This is a genomic window from Pseudomonas sp. H1_A03 (genome assembly GCF_054685145.1).
Genome location: NZ_CP162829.1, coordinates 1,251,296 through 1,268,517 on the forward strand (window position 1 = coordinate 1,251,296; position 17,222 = coordinate 1,268,517).

At 61.6% G+C, this 17,222-nt stretch carries 16 protein-coding genes; 8 read left to right on the plus strand and 8 right to left on the minus strand.

Annotation, left to right across the window (positions count from 1 at the left end; all coding sequences use genetic code 11):
• The first annotated feature begins 46 nt into the window (after window positions 1-46).
• The gene (gene cls / locus AB4O35_RS05870; protein ID WP_065891296.1) at window positions 47-1,486 is read left to right on the plus strand and encodes a cardiolipin synthase; all 1,440 of its coding nucleotides are present in this window, start codon (window positions 47-49) and stop codon (window positions 1,484-1,486) included.
• A gap of 111 nt (window positions 1,487-1,597) precedes the next feature.
• Window positions 1,598-2,065, plus strand: a complete 468-nt coding sequence (locus tag AB4O35_RS05875; protein WP_225930662.1) for a hypothetical protein — start codon at window positions 1,598-1,600, stop codon at window positions 2,063-2,065.
• Here the strand turns inward: AB4O35_RS05875 and cfaB are convergent.
• From cfaB to hflK (AB4O35_RS05915), 8 genes are all read right to left on the minus strand, one after another.
• Entirely contained in the window at window positions 2,056-3,237 is a 1,182-nt protein-coding gene (gene cfaB, locus AB4O35_RS05880) for a C17 cyclopropane fatty acid synthase CfaB (protein ID WP_065946084.1), read from the minus strand. The genes AB4O35_RS05875 and cfaB overlap by 10 nt on opposite strands.
• 87 nt (window positions 3,238-3,324) lie before the next feature.
• The gene (locus AB4O35_RS05885) at window positions 3,325-4,113 is read right to left on the minus strand and encodes an HvfC/BufC N-terminal domain-containing protein (protein ID WP_065891294.1); all 789 of its coding nucleotides are present in this window, start codon (window positions 4,111-4,113) and stop codon (window positions 3,325-3,327) included.
• The gene (gene bufB / locus AB4O35_RS05890; RefSeq protein ID WP_065875555.1) at window positions 4,104-4,949 is read right to left on the minus strand and encodes an MNIO family bufferin maturase; all 846 of its coding nucleotides are present in this window, start codon (window positions 4,947-4,949) and stop codon (window positions 4,104-4,106) included. The genes AB4O35_RS05885 and bufB overlap by 10 nt, the downstream gene beginning before the upstream one ends.
• A gap of 64 nt (window positions 4,950-5,013) precedes the next feature.
• Entirely contained in the window at window positions 5,014-5,265 is a 252-nt protein-coding gene (gene bufA2, locus AB4O35_RS05895) for a BufA2 family periplasmic bufferin-type metallophore (protein ID WP_065875556.1), read from the minus strand.
• Between the two features lie 117 nt (window positions 5,266-5,382).
• A complete protein-coding gene (locus AB4O35_RS05900) occupies window positions 5,383-7,269 on the minus strand; it encodes a cation-translocating P-type ATPase (RefSeq protein WP_065946085.1) in 1,887 nt (628 codons plus the stop codon).
• The gene (hflK, locus tag AB4O35_RS05905; protein WP_065891292.1) at window positions 7,266-8,300 is read right to left on the minus strand and encodes a protease modulator HflK; all 1,035 of its coding nucleotides are present in this window, start codon (window positions 8,298-8,300) and stop codon (window positions 7,266-7,268) included. Before hflK (AB4O35_RS05905) ends, AB4O35_RS05900 begins: the two co-directional genes overlap by 4 nt.
• The gene (gene hflC, locus AB4O35_RS05910) at window positions 8,297-9,277 is read right to left on the minus strand and encodes a protease modulator HflC (protein ID WP_065891291.1); all 981 of its coding nucleotides are present in this window, start codon (window positions 9,275-9,277) and stop codon (window positions 8,297-8,299) included. The genes hflK (AB4O35_RS05905) and hflC overlap by 4 nt, the downstream gene beginning before the upstream one ends.
• A 12-nt stretch (window positions 9,278-9,289) precedes the next feature.
• The gene (gene hflK, locus AB4O35_RS05915; RefSeq protein WP_065875560.1) at window positions 9,290-11,194 is read right to left on the minus strand and encodes a protease modulator HflK; all 1,905 of its coding nucleotides are present in this window, start codon (window positions 11,192-11,194) and stop codon (window positions 9,290-9,292) included.
• A gap of 246 nt (window positions 11,195-11,440) precedes the next feature.
• Between hflK (AB4O35_RS05915) and AB4O35_RS05920 the strand changes: the two genes are divergently transcribed.
• From AB4O35_RS05920 to AB4O35_RS05945, 6 genes are read left to right on the plus strand one after another with little or no spacing between them, the layout of a single operon-like run.
• Window positions 11,441-12,058 carry a CDP-alcohol phosphatidyltransferase family protein gene (locus AB4O35_RS05920; protein WP_065875561.1) on the plus strand — a complete coding sequence of 206 codons (618 nt, stop codon included), beginning with the start codon at window positions 11,441-11,443 and terminating at the stop codon, window positions 12,056-12,058.
• 10 nt (window positions 12,059-12,068) lie between these two features.
• Window positions 12,069-13,823, plus strand: a complete 1,755-nt coding sequence (locus AB4O35_RS05925) for a bifunctional alpha/beta hydrolase/class I SAM-dependent methyltransferase (RefSeq protein ID WP_065910144.1) — start codon at window positions 12,069-12,071, stop codon at window positions 13,821-13,823.
• 2 nt (window positions 13,824-13,825) lie between these two features.
• Window positions 13,826-15,124 carry a phosphatase PAP2/dual specificity phosphatase family protein gene (locus tag AB4O35_RS05930; protein ID WP_065875563.1) on the plus strand — a complete coding sequence of 433 codons (1,299 nt, stop codon included), beginning with the start codon at window positions 13,826-13,828 and terminating at the stop codon, window positions 15,122-15,124.
• On the plus strand, window positions 15,114-15,557 hold the full coding sequence (locus AB4O35_RS05935) for a hypothetical protein (RefSeq protein ID WP_065875564.1): 444 nt from the start codon (window positions 15,114-15,116) through the stop codon (window positions 15,555-15,557). The genes AB4O35_RS05930 and AB4O35_RS05935 overlap by 11 nt, the downstream gene beginning before the upstream one ends.
• 9 nt (window positions 15,558-15,566) lie before the next feature.
• On the plus strand, window positions 15,567-16,187 hold the full coding sequence (locus AB4O35_RS05940) for a lysophospholipid acyltransferase family protein (protein ID WP_065875565.1): 621 nt from the start codon (window positions 15,567-15,569) through the stop codon (window positions 16,185-16,187).
• A gap of 1 nt (window position 16,188) precedes the next feature.
• Complete coding sequence (locus tag AB4O35_RS05945) at window positions 16,189-17,121, plus strand: phosphatidate cytidylyltransferase (protein WP_065910146.1); 933 nt, start codon at window positions 16,189-16,191, stop codon at window positions 17,119-17,121.
• Window positions 17,122-17,222 lie beyond the last annotated feature (101 nt).

The following is a 17,222-nucleotide window of genomic DNA, read 5'->3' on the forward strand; positions in this document are numbered from 1 at the left end:
CAGACATGGTCTGTTAGGCATTGGATTGCCTGGAGTACCGTCGTCCATGGATTTCTTTGGCCCGCACCTGCTTGCCTACTTCATTGCCACGCTGCACTTTCTCGGGACCCTCGCCGCGATTCATGCGGTGCTGACCGTCAGGACCGCCCAAGGCTCGATCGCCTGGGCCTTGTCGCTGATGTTCATGCCTTACCTCACGCTGATCCCTTACCTGATCTTTGGTCGCAGCACGTTCGATGCTTACATCCAGGCGCGTCGCCAGGCCAACCAGGAAATGCACAAGGCAATCACCGCACTCAATTGGCGCCCGTGGGTCGAGGAGGCACTTGCTGCGCGTAACTCCAGCGCCTACGCCTCGCTGCGCGCCATGCCCAAGCTGGGCCGCATGCCGTGCCTGGCCAATAATGAGGTGCGTCTGCTGGTGAACGGCGACGCGACCTTCAGCGCGATTTTTGAAGCCATCCGAAACGCGAAAACCGCCGTGCTGTTCCAGTTTTTCATTATTCATGACGACGAACTGGGCCGCCAATTGCACACCTTGTTGAACAAAAAAGCCGCTCAGGGCATAGCCGTTTACGTGCTGTACGACCGTATCGGCAGCCACGCCCTGCCCCATCGCTATGTGCAATCACTGCGTGAAGCCGGCGTGCATATCAAAGCATTCGCCACGCGCAGCGGCTGGCTTAATCGCTTCCAGGTCAACTTCCGTAACCATCGCAAGATCGTGGTGGTGGACGGCATCACCGGGTTTGTGGGCGGGCATAACGTCGGCGATGAGTACTTGGGCAAAAAACCGCCGCTGGCGCCGTGGCGTGATACGCATGTGCAGGTCACCGGCCCGGTGGTGGCGTGCTTGCAGGAGTCATTTGCCGAAGACTGGTTCTGGGCCGCGCGAGAACTGCCGCCATTGATTCTGCCGGACGCCTACCCCGAGGACGGCGTGCTCTGCCAATTACTCGCCAGCGGCCCCGCCGATCCTTATGAAACCTGCTCACTGTTTTTCGTAGAAGCCATTCACGCAGCCACCCAACGCGTGTGGATCACCAGCCCGTACTTTGTGCCCGATGAGGCGGTATTCGCCGCCCTGCGCCTGGCGGTTCTGCGGGGTGTGGATGTGCGCCTGTTGCTGCCGTCACGGCCCGATCACCGCATCGTTTACGCCGCGTCCAGCCTTTATGCGGCCGAAGCCGTGCGCGCCGGAGTGCGCGTGTTCCGCTACACGCCAGGTTTTCTGCATCAGAAGGTGGTGCTGGTGGACAGCGAAATCAGCGCCATCGGCAGTGCCAACATGGACAACCGCTCGTTCCGGTTGAATTTCGAAGTGATGCTGCTGACGGTCGACGAAGCGTTCGCTAAACAAGTCGAGCACATGCTGCTGGACGACTTCGCCCTGGCCCATGAGGTCAGCCAGGAAGAAAGCCGCGAGACCCGACGCCTGCAACAGCTGGGTATGCGGGTGGCGCGGCTGATTTCGCCCATATTGTAGGCAGCACGGCCGATTTACGACTGATTTGTCGATAGCCGACCAGTGACATCTTCATTCGTGCAGCACCTGCTCTAGGCTCAAATCTGTCACTTCCGACAATTGGAGCTAATCATGGCACCCTCATTGATGGACCAACCCCAACGACCCACTCAGACGGCCATCTCGATAGAGGTAGATATCGGCGCCCCCACCTACATTATCTACCTGCGGTACGAGGTGCTTTACGACGCCAAACCCTTTGAGGACGCCGTCGTGTATCTCTACGACAACGGCGTCTACAAAATCATTTCCCCCGGTGAAAACCACTACGGTGTCTATGTCATCAAGGGAGAAATCAGTGGGGAACGATGGGAGATAACCTTCCTTTCCATCCCTCATCCAGACTGGGGTGGCAACGTGGCGCGGCATGACCTCACCTTCAACAGAACCAGCAAAGTATTCGGACAGCAGGCTTATCTGCAAGTTGATCCAGACATTCCCAAGCAGCACGGCAGGTTCCACGTGACGTCAAACAACGTCATCGACCCGCGCCCGCTCACCTGGGATAACATCCCTCACCCGAAACTCGATCAGCGATAAATATCCTCGCGCGTCCACGGCAGTTCATGGCTGCCATCTGCATGGGGCTTGGTTGCAAGGATTTGATGCAGATTTATCCAGCCCCGCGCAAACGCATACGCGCAACCAGCCAGGTACAACCGCCAAATGCGCAACGCTTGCTCCGGCACCATCCTCGCCGCCGCTTCCAAGTTGTCTTCCAGGCGCTCGCTCCAATGGTCCAGCGTGCGGGCGTAGTGCAGGCGCAGGCTCTCGACGTCGACCACTTCCAGCCCGACTTCACTGATTTCGGCGGTCATCATCGCCAGGTGCGGCAGCTCGCCGTTGGGGAACACATAACGCTCGATAAACTCCCCCGCGCCACGGCCCACAGGGCGACCGTCGGTGTGCTTGGCGGTAATGCCGTGGTTCATCACCAGGCCGCCTTCACGCACGGCGCCGTACAACGTCTTGCAGTACTCCGCCAGATTGGCGTGGCCGACGTGTTCAAACATGCCCACGCTGACCACCTTGTCGAAACGACCGTCTTGCGGCAGGTCGCGGTAGTCGAGCAGTTGCAGGTCCACCTGATCTTCCAGGCCCTCGGCGTTCACCCGCTCGCGGGCCAGTGCCAACTGCTCTTTACTCAAGGTGATGCCAAACACCTTGACCCCGAACTCCCGCGCGGCAAAACGCGCCAGGCCGCCCCAGCCACAACCGACGTCCAGCAAGTACTCGCCGGCCTGCAACCGCAATTTGCGGCACAAGTGGCGGAATTTGTCTTGTTGGGCCTGATCGATGGATTCGCTGCCGGTTTCGAAATACCCGCAGGAGTACGCCATGTCCTGGTCCAGCCACAGCTGGTAGAACGCGTTGGACAAGTCGTAATGGTAGGAAATAGCGGCTGCGTCAGTGGCCTTATCGTGAATCGAGCGCACCGGACGGGTTTCATCGTCGTGCACCAGCGCGTGACTCAGCTCATCACACACCCGGATCACTTCGGCAATAGAGCCTTCCAGCTCCAGCTTGCCTTCGATAAAGGCTTCGCCCAGTGAGTTGAGCGTGGGATGGGTCAATTGGCTGACAACCGCGGGGTCCTTCACCACGATGGTCACACTGGGCTCGGGGCCCAAGTTGAATTCATGGCCATCCCAGAGTCGCAGACGCAGCGGTAGCTGAAGATTCTGTAAGGCCGGTGGAAGTTGCGCGAGCATGAGTAGTCCCCCCTTGTTTCAGACGTCTGGCTTGAGGGTAGACCATCCGAAGACAAAGTAGGAGGCTATCGATTTGATAGCGCTCGCCTATAAGGCCCGGCGCTCGAGCAAGCCGTCCTGAACCCATTGTTTAAGCCACGTGACGGCCTGCAACGGTGCACCCTCTGCGTAACTGACTGCCAACGCTGCGCACAGTTCGGCAAAGGTCCAGCCGGTGGTCGCCATTCCCGCCAGGGCACAGGCTTCTTCAGGTTCCAGGCTACGGTAATGGCAAACATTCTGATGGCGCCACACCAGGCAGATCTGTGCCGGGCTCAACGCCTGGCTGTCGGGAAAATCCGACTCGTCCTTGCTGGCGCGCCAGATCGCCACGCTATTGAAATGACACAGCACTTGTTGCACCGATGGCGCCAGGGTGACCTGCAACACTGGCCATTCTTCAGGTGGCAACAACGCCATATCGTTCAGCGTCAGCGCTTCGCCCTGCGGTGCATCAAAGGCCAGGGTAAACGCCCACTCCAACCGCGCCAGTTCCGCCAGCGGCGCACTTTGTGCCGCCACCAAATGCTCAAGGATAAACCCAGGGAAACGCTGACCCAGCCAGCGCAGGCTGTAATGGGCCGATGGGTAACGGCGCACATAGGCCTGGGTCAGCGAGGCGAATTCATCATCGCCCAACCAATAATGGATAGCGCGGAAGTCATGCCGCAAAACTTCCTGCAGCCGCGCGATATAGGCGTTGTGGTAAATCGCCAGGCCCGTGTCCACATCCAGCGTCGGCCCACCCAGCAAACTGGCGGCGAAGCCACTGCTGGCGGTCGGTGTTTCGGCTAACAGGTGCTGTTCGAAGGCCAGCTGCCAATCGGTCAGGCGCATAAATGCCTCCCGGCCAGGGCCTTAGCGCCCAACTCACGGGCCTTGCTTAATTCGGTGAGCAGCTCTTCAAAGGGTGGGAAATGGTCGTCGCGCTCCAGTAGCGTCGACACAGGCCCCAGGTGCTCGAGCGTCTGTTGATAAAGCGCCCACACCGGGTCACACACAGGATGGTCATGGGTGTCGACCACGTAGTCGCCGTAGTCCATATGCCCCGCCAGGTGCAGCTGGCGGATGCTCTCAGGTGGCAGGTTACGAATAAACGTCCAAGCGTCGAAGCCATGATTGCGCGAGCTGACATACACATTGTTGACGTCCAGCAACAACTGGCACCCCGACAAGTGAGCCAACGCGTTGAGGAACTCCCACTCGGTGAATTCGTCGGCCTTGGAGCGCACATAACTGGAGACATTTTCCAGCACCAGAGGGCGTTGCAACACGTCCTGTACTTGGCGCACGCGGGCAGCGACGTGGTAGAGGCTTTCTTCGGTGTAAGGCAGCGGCAGCAAGTCATGTAACTGGTGGGCGCTGCCGCGGCTCCAGCACAGGTGATCGGAAATCCATGCCGGCTGGATACGCTCGGCGAGCTGTTTGATTTGCTTCAGGTAATCGGTATCGAGGGCATGGGGCCCGCCGATGGACAAGGACACGCCGTGCATCACCAGGGGATAGCGCTCGGCTATCGCATCCAGGTAGTACAAGGCTTTACCGCCCTGGACCAGATAATTCTCGGAGATCACTTCAAACCAATCCACGGGCGGCGACTGTTCAAGAATCTGCGGGTAGTACTCACTGCGTAAACCCAGGCCGTAACCGAGGCTCGCAAGGGGGGTAGGCATAAGACACTCCTGGGAAAGTGTCCGCAGCGGACGGTAAACCGCTGCGGTAGCACTCGGCTTGCGATTACTCGCCGACTTTGCCGCCAGCGGCGTCACAGGCAGCCTTGGTCATGGCCTTGAAACCATGACCCTTGCAGGAGCCCTGCCCTTTGCAGGCATTTTCAGCGGTCTTGCAGTCGTTCATGCCTTTGCAGGAAGTTACGCCGTAGCAATGAACAGTAGCGTCGGCGGCCTGTGCCTGGGTGGCGACACCGGCAAACATAGTGGCGGCAGCGAAAGCCAGGGCAGCACCGGAAACGGCATTTTTGATGTTCATTTTGTAGTCCTCAGGGATCAGTGTGGGTGTCGGTCTGAACGGATTGTTCAGTCTCGACACACCACTAGAGCGAGGTCCCCCATCGGCGTTACAGCGCCTTTCAACTATTTCTGAAGATTATTCTTCAAGCTTCAACAGGGGTTCCTGAAACCGCAACAAACGCCCGGCATTTCCAAGTACCAGCAACGTGCTGAGGTTATGCAGCACCGCCGCAATCATCGCGCCCGCCGCACCCAGCCAACCGAACGCCGCAAACACGACGATGGCCAAGGTCCAGCCCAAGCCGATGATCACATTGACCTGCAACGTCTGCCGGCACTGGCGACTCAAGCGCACACAAGTACCCAGGCGCCGCAGGTCGCTGCCGATCAGCACCACGTCAGCCGATGCCAGCGCAATATCCGCGCCGCCCGCGCCCATGGCCACGCCGACCACACCGGCCTTGAGCGCCAGGGAATCATTGATGCCGTCGCCCACCACCATCGGGCGAAAACCGCTGCCGATTTCCCCCAGCACGCGGTTGAGCTTGTCTTCCGGCAGGGCCTGGGCTTCGACGTCGCTGATGCCCACCTCCAGCGCGAGGCTGTCGGCCACGCTTTGGCGATCGCCCGTGAGCAGCAGTTGCCGACCGAGGCCGAGCTCGCGCAGCTCTTGCAGGGCTTGGCGTGCTTCCGGTTTGACACTGTCGGCCAGCAGCAGCCAGGCCAGAAATTGCCCGTTCAGCGCCAGCCCGGCGATCGGGCCATCGTGGTTCGGCACAGCCGTGGTGACAATGCCCAGTTGCTCGAATAACTCTGGCCGGCCCAAGGCCGCTTCGCCCTGCTGGGTTTGCGCCACGACGCCCAGCCCCTGGCGTTCGCGAATGTCCGTCAACACGTGCATCTGGTCCTGCGTCGCCAACCCCGCCAACGCCCGGCTGACCGGGTGGCTGCTGGCCGAGCCCAGGCTGGCAGCCAGGTTCAACACCACCTGCCGATCCGGCGCCGTGGTTTCGATGGATTGCAGACGCAAGGTGCCAAAGGTCAGGGTGCCGGTCTTGTCGACCACCAGTGAAGTCAGGTCCGCCAACTCCTCCAGAAACGCCGAGCTGCGAATCAGAATCCCGTGCCGCGCCGCCACCGCAATTCCGGCAATCGCCGTGGCCGGCGCCGACAGCACCAGCGCACATGGACATGCCGCCACCAGCACGGCGAGCATCGCCTGGGCGTCATTGGTCACAAACCAGGTCACCGCCGCCAGCAACAACACCAACACCATATAGCTGCCGGCATAGCGCTCCAGCAGCCGCGTAATCGGTGGCTTGGAACGCTCGGCGTTCTGCATCAGCGCGATGACTTTGCCTAAGGTGGATTCGTTACCGGTGCGGGTCACCTCAAGGCGCAGCAGGCCGTCGAGGTTGATCGCGCCGCCAAACACCAGCACCCCTGCGCTGGCTTCCAACGGTACCGACTCACCGGTAATCGGCGCCGTGTCCAGGCTCGCCTGGCCCGACAGCACCACGCCATCGGCGGGCACCCGATCACCCGCGCGCACCTCGACGACATCGCCAGTGTTCAGCGTGCCGTTATCCACTTCAACAATGCTGCCGTCAGCCTGCACCCGCCGCGCATGGCTGCGGGTCAGTTTGCCCAGGGCATGGATCGCTTCCTGTGAGCCGATTACGCTGCGTTCTTCCAGCACGTGGCCGAAAATCATGATGATCGGCAACAGCGCGGCGGTCAGCAGATCCCCCGTAGCCCAAGCACCGAGCATGGCCAGGGCGATCAGTTGGTCGGTGATGCCATGCAGGCTGGGGAACCGCAGGCTGTACCAGGCCGAACGCATCACCGGCACGGCCACCAGCAAGGACGCCACGCCCAGCAGCAATTGGCTCACACCGTTCTGGTCCGGTGCCAGCCAGCGCCATACCAGGCCCAGTATCAGCAAGCCCAAGGCCAACATGGCCAGGGTCAATTGCCGGGCGGCGCTGCGCTGTTCGGCGGAGGTCAGCATGAGCACGCTCATTGTTCGGCTCCCTGGATGATCAAGCGGGAGTCGTCTTTTGGATCGACCGTGGTCACGGAACCGGCCTGGCCGAGAATCTTCGGCAGACGTTCACGGTACAGGCGCAACAACAGGCCCGGGTCTTTCACCTGGGCCAGGCTGGCGACGGTTGCGGTTCGCGCCTGGGCATTGGCCAGGCGTTCGCTGGCCTGGGCGTGGGCAACTTGCACCAGGCGATCAGCTTGTTGGGTTGCATTTTGGGTGAGCTTTTCGGCTTCGGTGCGAGCGTTGGCCACGGCTTTATCGGCTTGTTGACTGGCAGTGAGGACGGCATTGAAGGCATTCACCGCCGGGCCCGGCAGGCTCGATTGCACATCGACGCGGGTCACTGCGATGCCCAATCCCAAGCCTGTGGAAGCCAGCTCCGTGAGGCGCTTATTGATGCCTTGCACCAGATCGCCGCGCAGCCGCTCACGGCGCTCGGCGGCGCCATTGTCGGTACCGATCAGTTCGGGGCGCGCCACCAAAATCGTGTCCAGGTCACGCGCGGCCGTCAGGGCCACGGCGCTGCGGGTCACCAGCCGATCCAAAGCCGGCAACACATGGTCGCCCTGCAACACAAAGGCGTAAGGTTCAGTGACTTTGTAGAACACCCGCACATCCAGCTGCACCACACCGGCATCGCCGGTCAGCAGGTAGCCGGAGCCGGCCAGCGCATCACTCAACGGCGTGGCGAAGCTGGCCACGCGGTCGGCCTGGATCGCCGCGTCGGAACGCAGCAGGTTCTCCACCCGACGTTCGATCACCCGGTCGGCGGCCGGCAACAGCACCACCTGCTCGAACGGCTGCGGCCACGCCAACAGCAACCCGGCATTCTGGATACGGTCGAGGGCGCCAAAGTGCAGCACCACGGCGCGGTTCTGCGGGTCGATCTGGCGCACATTGGAAAACGCCCAAGCCAACGCCGCCAACACGGTCACCGCGTACAACGCCAGGAAGGTCAGACGCCCGGCTTGGATCCATGGGCTGTCCGGACTGGCACGCTCGGTCATGGCTGAACGTCCTTCGGCCCGTCCACCAAGGCGCGGAACGGGGCGGCATCGGTGCGCAGGATGATCTTGGTCCCCGGCGTGACCACGGTGCCCAAGGTATCCAGCGAGCGCAGCAGGTTATACAGCTGGGGATTACCGGCGTAGGCGCGGCCATAAATCTGCGCGGCTTCGACCCGCGACTGCGCTTCGATATCGGCGGCTTTTACCGTGGCATCGGCCTGTACGATGCGCGCATCGCGCTCGGCGGCAGAACGGATCTGCGCCGCTTCGCGCTTGCCCACAGCGGTGCGTTCGGTGGCGATGGTTTCACGCTCGGCGCGCATGCGGTCGACAGTGGCGGTGAGGGTCACCGACGGCAGGGTCAGCCGCTCGATCCCCACTTGGGCCACGCGCACGCCGTAAGTGGTGAGTAATTGTTGATCAATCTGCTGGCGCAACTGCGCTTCGAAATCGGCAATGCGCACCTGGCTGGCATCGGTGTTGATCAGGCTGGACAAGTCGAAACTGGCCGCCGTGGTTTCCAGCGCCGACCCCACAAAGGTACGGATCTGTCGCGCCGCTTCATCCGGCTGGTTCTGCACGGCGCGCATAAAGCGCTGCACATTCTCGGCGTCACCCTGCACCTGCCACGCCACATAGGCCTGCACGATGATGCGCAGACCATCACGGGTGCCCACATCCTGCAACCCGCTGGAGGTGGTGCGCAGGCGCAAGTCCACCGGGATCGCTGCTTCGAACGGCGCCGGCCAGCGCCAGCCAAGGCCCGGTTCCAGCAGCACCCGCGATGGGTTGCCGAAACGGGTAATCACCGTGGCCTCGCCGGAGCGCACCTGCACCAGGCTGGCGGCCGCGACCGCAAACAGCACCAGCAACAGCGCCCAGGCCATGCGCCGCCATGGGAATGGGCCGGCGGCTTGCTCGCTACCGTGATGATGGTGGTGATGGCCGTGATGATGATCGTGAGAATGAGCGCTCAACAGACAAACTCCTTATTGAACGGCTTTACGCGGCACCGAGGGATCGGCCGGCAAGGTAAAAGAACGCAGATCGATCGTCGGCGCGCCATCGGCGCCCAAGCGATGATCCAGAATTAACAGCTTGGCGTGAGCCAGGCCCTGGCTGAGTTGGCCCAAATACTGTTCCAGCACGAACGCCTGGCCGGCCGTGGCGTAGGCCTTTTGTTCGGCGATAAAACGCAGGTCGGCCGCTTGGGCGCCCGCATTCACTTCGCGTGCAGTGGCCTGGGCCTGGTCGCGCGCGGTGCTGGCCTGGAGCAAGGCCTGGTTGGTTTGTTCGCTGGCCGCGCCGCGTTCGCGAGAGATCAACGCTTGGGCGCCAATTTGTGCGGCTTGCACGCCGTGATAGGCGTTGGCGGCACCGGCCGGTGGGTGGATCGCCTCGACCACGGTGGCGAGGATTTCCACGCCGCTGTCGAGCTTTTGCAGGTCCGCCTGCACCGCGCGGCCGATCTCGTCGGCCAGGCTGGTGCGTTGTTCACCGAGCAGTTCATCGAGGGTGCGCGAGGCAAAGTCGTGCACCAGGATGCGGCTGGCGGTGCTGCGGATCAGGGTCGGCACATCCGCACTGTTATAGGTGGCGGCAAGCGCGGCCTGGTCGGTGAGGCCAATGCGGTAGACAAAACGCACATCCATATTGACGATCTGGAAGCTCTGTTTGTCGCCGCTGCTGCTGGCGATCACTTGGGATTTGTCATTCACATGGCTGGCATCCCACAAGCGGTTGGCGATCAGCGGCGGTGGGCCTTCGGCGGGGGCGAGTTCCGGGGCGGCGGCTTCACTGACGCTGGTGGCCAGCTCATGCACCACACCATTTTCCACGCTTATTACGCGGCCCAACGGCCATGGCAAACCCGCATGCAGGCCAGGGCCGAAGACCTGCACCGGTTTGCCGAAGCGCTCATAAATCCCACGCCCTTGCAGCGGCACTTCGTGCACGCCGGTCAGCCCCCAGCCTACCGCCAGCACCACCAACAGCACCGGCAGAAACGCGCGACGCATGTAGGTAAACGCCCAGATCTGGCGCAAATCGATACCGAAGCGGTTGTGCAACTCGTGCTGCAACGCAAGCAAGGGTTGTGGCGGCCAGCGCAGCAGCCCCGCGATAAAACTTTGCGCCATCAGGCGGGGTTCGAGGCGTGGCTGACGCGGGCTAAACAGTGACAGCACTGCTCTTAAAAGAAACTCCAGCGAGACCAGCGCCGGCAGCAGGCCGATCAACACGGCCAACCTAAGGGGCCAGACGGAATTCGCCCCTGCGAACAGCAGGCAAATCGCACTGATCACCAGGCAAATAATCGCCACTCGGCTTAGCTGCGCCAGTTGCGCGGCTTCCGGCCACTGCGCAGCGGTTTCCTGGGCCAGACGACGTTCGAACACCAGCAGGCCAAATGCCAAGGCCAGCGCCAGCGCCGCACCGATGCTTGCCGATTGACCGACCGGCGCGGCGGGCAAGGCCAGGTTCCAGAACTCGATAACGCTGACCAGTGCCAGCAGCGACCAACCGCCAAGCCACAGCACCGGCGCGCCGATCTGCTTGCCAAAACGCTCTGCAAGGCGCGCGTACCGGCCGGTGTCTTCAACCGGTTCTTCAACCGCCGGCGCTTCCAACGCCTGGGCGCGCCAATCCGCCACCCACCATGCCGATTGCAAACCAGCCACCAGCAGCAGCAACGCCGACGCACCGTTGATCAACACCACCGGCCAAATCGACAGCGGCGCAAACAGCGCGACAAACAGCGCCAGCACCCAGCCGGCAACGGCCAGCACCGTCAGGCTGATACCGGCTTGGCGCAATCGACGGGCATGGAACAGCCCCTGTTGAAACCGCGGAAGGCCTTCCACCGAAGCGCCGTCAGCTTCCAGATCCATTTGCATCCACTTAGCGTCCGCATGTACACAATTCGTTACGATATAACACGACGCGTGAAATTTTTGTTCGAAAACCGGCAGTTTCAGTACACCCTAAATTCCTGTGGATGCGGGCTTGTGTGGAACATTGTTGTGTTCAAGATCGTGACTAAACCCCCATAAACACGCGCCATCACTGGTGCACGCCACGATTAATCGGCACACTCCAGAACAGTTTTTCGCGGGTCAACGGACAAGGAAGCGTCACCCCTTATGATTTCGATCTATCAGCTCAAGCCGCGCTTTCAAAACCTGCTGCGCCCGCTGGTGCAGCGCCTCTACGACAACGGCACCACCGCCAACCAGATCACCGTTTTGGCCGGCGTGATTTCGCTGCTGGTCGGCCTGTTGATCGCCAGCTTTGCCCAACACCTGTGGCTGTTTGCGCTGATCCCGCTGTGGATGATCCTGCGCATGGCCCTCAATGCCATCGACGGCATGCTCGCCCGCGAATTCGGCCAGCAGTCGCGCCTGGGCGCCTACCTCAATGAACTGTGCGACGTAATCGCCGACAGCGCGTTGATCCTGCCGTTTGCGTTGATCCCCGGCGTAAGCCTGGCGCCGGTGTTGCTGGTGGCTTTGCTCGCAGTGTTCAGCGAATACGCCGGAGTGCTTGGGCCGATGGTGGGCGCATCGCGCCGCTATGACGGGCCGATGGGCAAGAGTGATCGAGCGTTTGTATTGGGCGTACTGGCCACCGGCGTGGCGCTGGGCTGGCTGGGCGCGGGTTGGGTCGATGCAGTGATGTGGCTGGTCGCTGCCCTGCTCGCCTACACCCTGGTCAACCGCGTGCGCCAAGGTCTTAAAGAAACGACATCCCCTTCTGCATAAGGATTTTGCGATGCGCGAACAGCAAGAGCACACCTTCAGTACCCACGATGGCGTCGAACTTTTCTACCGGCACTGGCCCGCTACCGCTGCGTTTGGCGAGGAGCCGCGCAAGGCGATCGTGCTGTTCCATCGCGGCCACGAGCATTCGGGGCGCATCGCCCATCTGGTGGATGAACTGGACCTGCCGCAATTCGACTTTTTCGCCTGGGATGCCCGTGGCCACGGCCAATCGCCCGGCGAGCGCGGTGACAGCCCGAGCTTCGCCACCAGCGCCCGCGATGTGCAGACGTTCTGCGATCACATCGGCGCCACCTATGGCATCGAAGAAGAAAACTTCGCCGTCATCGCCCAAAGCGTCGGCGCGGTGATTGCCGCGACCTGGGTGCACGATTACGCACCGAAGATCCGCGCCCTGGTACTTGCGTCCCCGGCGTTCAAGGTCAAGCTCTACGTGCCATTCGCCCGGCCGGGCCTGGCGCTGATGCGCAAGTTTCGTGGCAACTTTTTCGTCAACAGTTACGTCAAGGCCAAGTTCCTCAGCCATGACCCGGAACGCGTGGCGTCCTACGACAGTGACCCGCTGATCACCAAGGCCATTTCGGTGAATGTGCTGCTCGGCCTGTACGAAGCGGCCGACCGTGTTGTAGCCGATGCCCAGGCGATCCAGGTGCCGACCCAATTGCTGATCTCGGGCTCCGACTTTGTGGTGCACCGCAAACCCCAGCAGCAATTTTTCGATCGTCTCGGCAGCCTGAAAAAAGAGCTGCATATCCTTCCCGGTTTTTTCCACGACACGCTCGGCGAACGCGACCGCGCTACCGCCGTGAGCAGCGCCAAGCGCTTTATCCTGCAGAACTTCGAACACCCGCTGGACCGCGCCTCGTTACTCGACGCCGACAAAATCGGCGCCACCTGCGCCGAATCTGAATCCCTTGCAGCGCCTCTGCCGCGCAACTCCTTGCGCGATTTGTACTGGCGCATGACCCGCGCCAGCATGGGCCTGGGCAAAAACCTGTCGGATGGGGTGAAACTGGGTTTCGACACGGGCTTCGACTCCGGCAGCACCCTGGACTACGTGTACCGCAACACGCCCACCGGCAAGGGCGGGCTGGGGCGCATGATCGATTCCAACTACCTCAACTCCATCGGCTGGCGTGGCATTCGCCAGCGCAAGCTGAACGTCGAGGAACTGCTGCGCCTGGCCATGGCCAAGTTACGCGCGGATGATCGCGAAGTGCGCATCGTGGATATCGCCGCCGGTCATGGTCGCTACATCCTGGAAGCCCTGCAGGGCGTTTCGCCGCTGCCGGAATCGATCCTGCTGCGCGACTACAGCGACATCAACGTGCGCGACGGTGGCGCCTTGATTCGCGAGAAGGGCCTGGGGGATATCGCGCAGTTCGTCAAAGGCGATGCATTTGATCGCCTCGACCTGGCCGCGCTGGACCCCAAGCCGACGCTGGCAGTGGTGTCTGGGCTGTATGAGTTGTTTGCCGATAACGGCATGGTCGGCGGTTCGCTGGCCGGCCTGGCAGAAGCGATGGAGCCCGGCGGTTACCTGGTGTACACCGGCCAACCGTGGCACCCGCAGCTGGAACTGATCGCGCGTGCGCTGACCAGCCACCGCCAGGGCCAGGCCTGGGTGATGCGCCGCCGCAGCCAGGCGGAAATGGATCAGTTGGTCGAGGCTGCGGGCTTTCGCAAGATCACCCAGCGTGTGGATGAGTGGGGCATCTTTACCGTGTCCCTGGCACAGAAGATCTAAGCATGCGCGAACCCGGTTTATTGAAACCCGCAGTGTTGTGGCTGCTGCTGTTGGCGCCGCTGTTCTTCAGCACCTACGGCTTTGCCACCTGGGTCACCAGCCAGCGCAGCGACGTCGGCACGCTGGTGTTCGGCTGGGAAACCCATATGCCGTTTTGGGCTTGGACCATCGTGCCCTACTGGACCATTGACCTGCTGTATGGGTTCTCACTCCTGCTGCCCAATACCCGCCACGAGTTGAAACAACATGCGTTGCGGCTGCTGAGTGCGCAGGTGATTGCCGTGAGCTGCTTTCTGATCTGGCCGCTGCGCTTTACCTTCGAGCGGCCGGAACTGGATGGCGTATTCGGCTGGCTATTTGCGGTGCTGGCCGGGTTCGACAAACCGTTCAACCAGGCACCTTCGCTGCATATCGCGCTGCTGGTAATCCTGTGGGTCATGTTCCAGCGCCACACCCACGGGTTCTGGCGGTGGGTGGTGCATGGTTGGTTCGCGTTGATCGGTATTTCGGTACTGACCACTTATCAACATCACTTTATTGACTTACCCACAGGCGCCCTCGCGGGGTGGATTTGCGTGTGGTTGTGGCCGGTTGAACACCCGAGCCCATTGTTGAGTGCCCGGCTGACGCGCGACCCCAAGCGCTGGCGGTTGGGCGTGCGTTACGGCGTGGGCGGGTTGCTGTTGGCGATTCTTGCCTTTGTACTGGGCGGTGGCTGGCTGTGGATACTCTGGCCGGCGGTTTCTCTCGCGTTGATCAAAACCAATTATTTAGTACTCGGTGCTTCCGGCTTTCAGAAACGCGCAGATGGCCAATTAACCCCCGCCGCGCGCTGGCTATACGCGCCCTACCTGGCAGCTGCCTGGATCAACTCACGCCTGTGGACACGCAAACATCCACAACCCGATTTGATTGTGGATAACGTCTGGCTTGGGCGCATTCCTACGACAAGTGAGCAGGCGCCCTTCATGGCCATCGTCGATCTCTGCGCCGAATTGCCGATTAATCCACAGGGGCGCGCCTATCAGTCCATTCCCGTGCTGGACCTTATCGCACCGACACCCGACGAATGCCGACAAGCCGCACACGCCATCGAACGCTTGCGCGCCAGCGGCCCATTGCTGGTGTGCTGCGCGCTTGGCTATTCGCGCAGCGCCACCGCCGTCGCCGCCTGGCTGTTGCATACCCGACGTGCCGCGACGGTAGAGGATGCGCTGACTATCATTCGTACAGCGCGGGCCGAAGTGGTCCTGCACCCTGCTCACCGAGAAGCGCTGGAGGATTTGTCCCATGCCCGCTGATATGGAACTCCAGGTCGTCGCCAGCCTGCTGCGTCGCGGCCGTTCGCTGGATCAGTTATCCACAGGCCTGACGCTGGTCGGCGTATTATTCGGCTTGGCTCAACTGTTGATGGCGAGTATTTCGCCGATTTGCCTGCTGCTGAGCCTGTGGATGATTATCCTCGGGCTGCTGCAAAAGTACTGGGCGCTGCGTGTGGCGTTTGACGCTGACCTCTTCGCCCTGCTGGCGCGCGACATCGAGCGCACCGCCGACCTCGACCAGGCCCTGCAAAACCTCAGCCTGCAGTCGCCCAAACGCGCTGGCCGGCCCTGGACCGAGCGCCGTCGCGGCGCGCTCAAACTGCTGCGCAAACAAGCCTGGCTGCTCGGTGCGCAAGCGCTGCTGACCCTGGCCGTGATCCTCGCCAGCCCTTGGCTGCCTTTCGCCGGATAAGGAATCCCCATGTTCGAACCCGTGGTCGCCACGCTGATTACCTCCATGGCCCGCACCGTCACTGGCGCCCGCAGCCTGTGGCTCGGTTGCGCGCCGGTGCCGGTGCAACGCATCTATTTCGCCAACCACAGCAGCCACGGCGACTTTGTGCTGCTGTGGGCCTCGTTACCGCAAAACCTGCGCAAATTCACGCGCCCGGTAGCCGGCAGCGATTACTGGAATAAAAGCGCCTTGCGCCGCTACATCATCAACCGCGTGTTCAACGGCGTGCTGATCGACCGCGAACGCAAAGACCCTGTGGATAACCCATTGCAGCCCATGCTCAATGCCCTGGAAGGCGGCGACTCGCTGATCATCTTCCCCGAAGGCACGCGCAATCTTGAGGATGGCCTGTTGCCGTTCAAAAGCGGCCTGTACCACCTGGCGAAAAGTTACCCACAGGCCGAACTGGTTCCTGTGTGGATCGCCAACCTGAACCGTGTAATGCCCAAAGGTCGCGTATTGCCGCTGCCATTGTTGTGCACCACCAGCTTCGGCGCGCCGCTGCAATTGGAAGAAGGTGAAGACAAAGTCGCCTTCCTCGCCCGTACTCGCGATGCTCTGCTCGCCCTTGCCCCGGAGCATTCCTGAGATGGATAGCCAAACCCTGATGTTGTTCGGCGGCATCGGCGCGATCCTGGTGCTCGCCTCGCTGATCGGCCTGATCCTCAAACTGCGTACCCGTGGCAACCCGAACGCGGTGATCGACAACCTCAACGCGCGCATCAACGCCTGGTGGGTGATGGTGGTGGTCATCGGTGTCGCCTTCTGGCTCGGCACCGGCGCGGTGATCCTGCTGTTCTACGCCGTGTCGTTCTACGCCCTGCGCGAATTCCTCACGCTCACGCCCACCCGCCGCAGCGACTACCCGGCACTGGTCGCCGCGTTCTACCTGGCGTTGCCCCTGCAATACCTGCTGATTTATTCGGACTGGTACGGGTTGTTCTCGATCTTCATCCCGGTGTATGTGTTCCTGCTGTTGCCGATCCTCGCCTCGCTGGGCGGCGACAGCACGCACTTCCTTGAGCGCGCGTCGAAGGTGCAATGGGGCCTGATGATCGCGGTGTTCTGCGTATCCTTCGTGCCCGCCTTGCTCACCCTCGACATCCCCGGCTACGAAGGCCGCAACCTCTTGTTGATTGCCTACCTGGTGATCGTGGTGCAACTGTCAGACGTGCTGCAGTACGTGTGCGGCAAGCTGTTCGGCAAACACAAGATCGCGCCTAACTTGTCACCGTCGAAAACGGTGGAAGGGTTTGTCGGCGGCATCCTCTTGTCATCCCTGATCGGCGCGGCACTGTGGTGGACCACACCGTTCAATCCGTGGCAGTCGTTCCTGATTGCGTTGTTGATCAACTTGCTGGGGTTTGCCGGCGGCATTGTCATGTCGGCGATCAAGCGCGACCGGGGCGTGAAGGACTGGGGGCATATGATCGAAGGGCACGGCGGGATGCTGGATCGGCTGGATTCGGTGTGTTTTGCGGCGCCGATTTTCTTTCATCTTGTGCGGTATTGGTGGACCTGACCCACCGACCTCAAGCCCTATGAAGATCAAAATGTGGGAGCGGGCTTGCTCGCGAATACGGTGTGTCAGTCTCTGGATAGGTTGACTGATCCACCGCATTC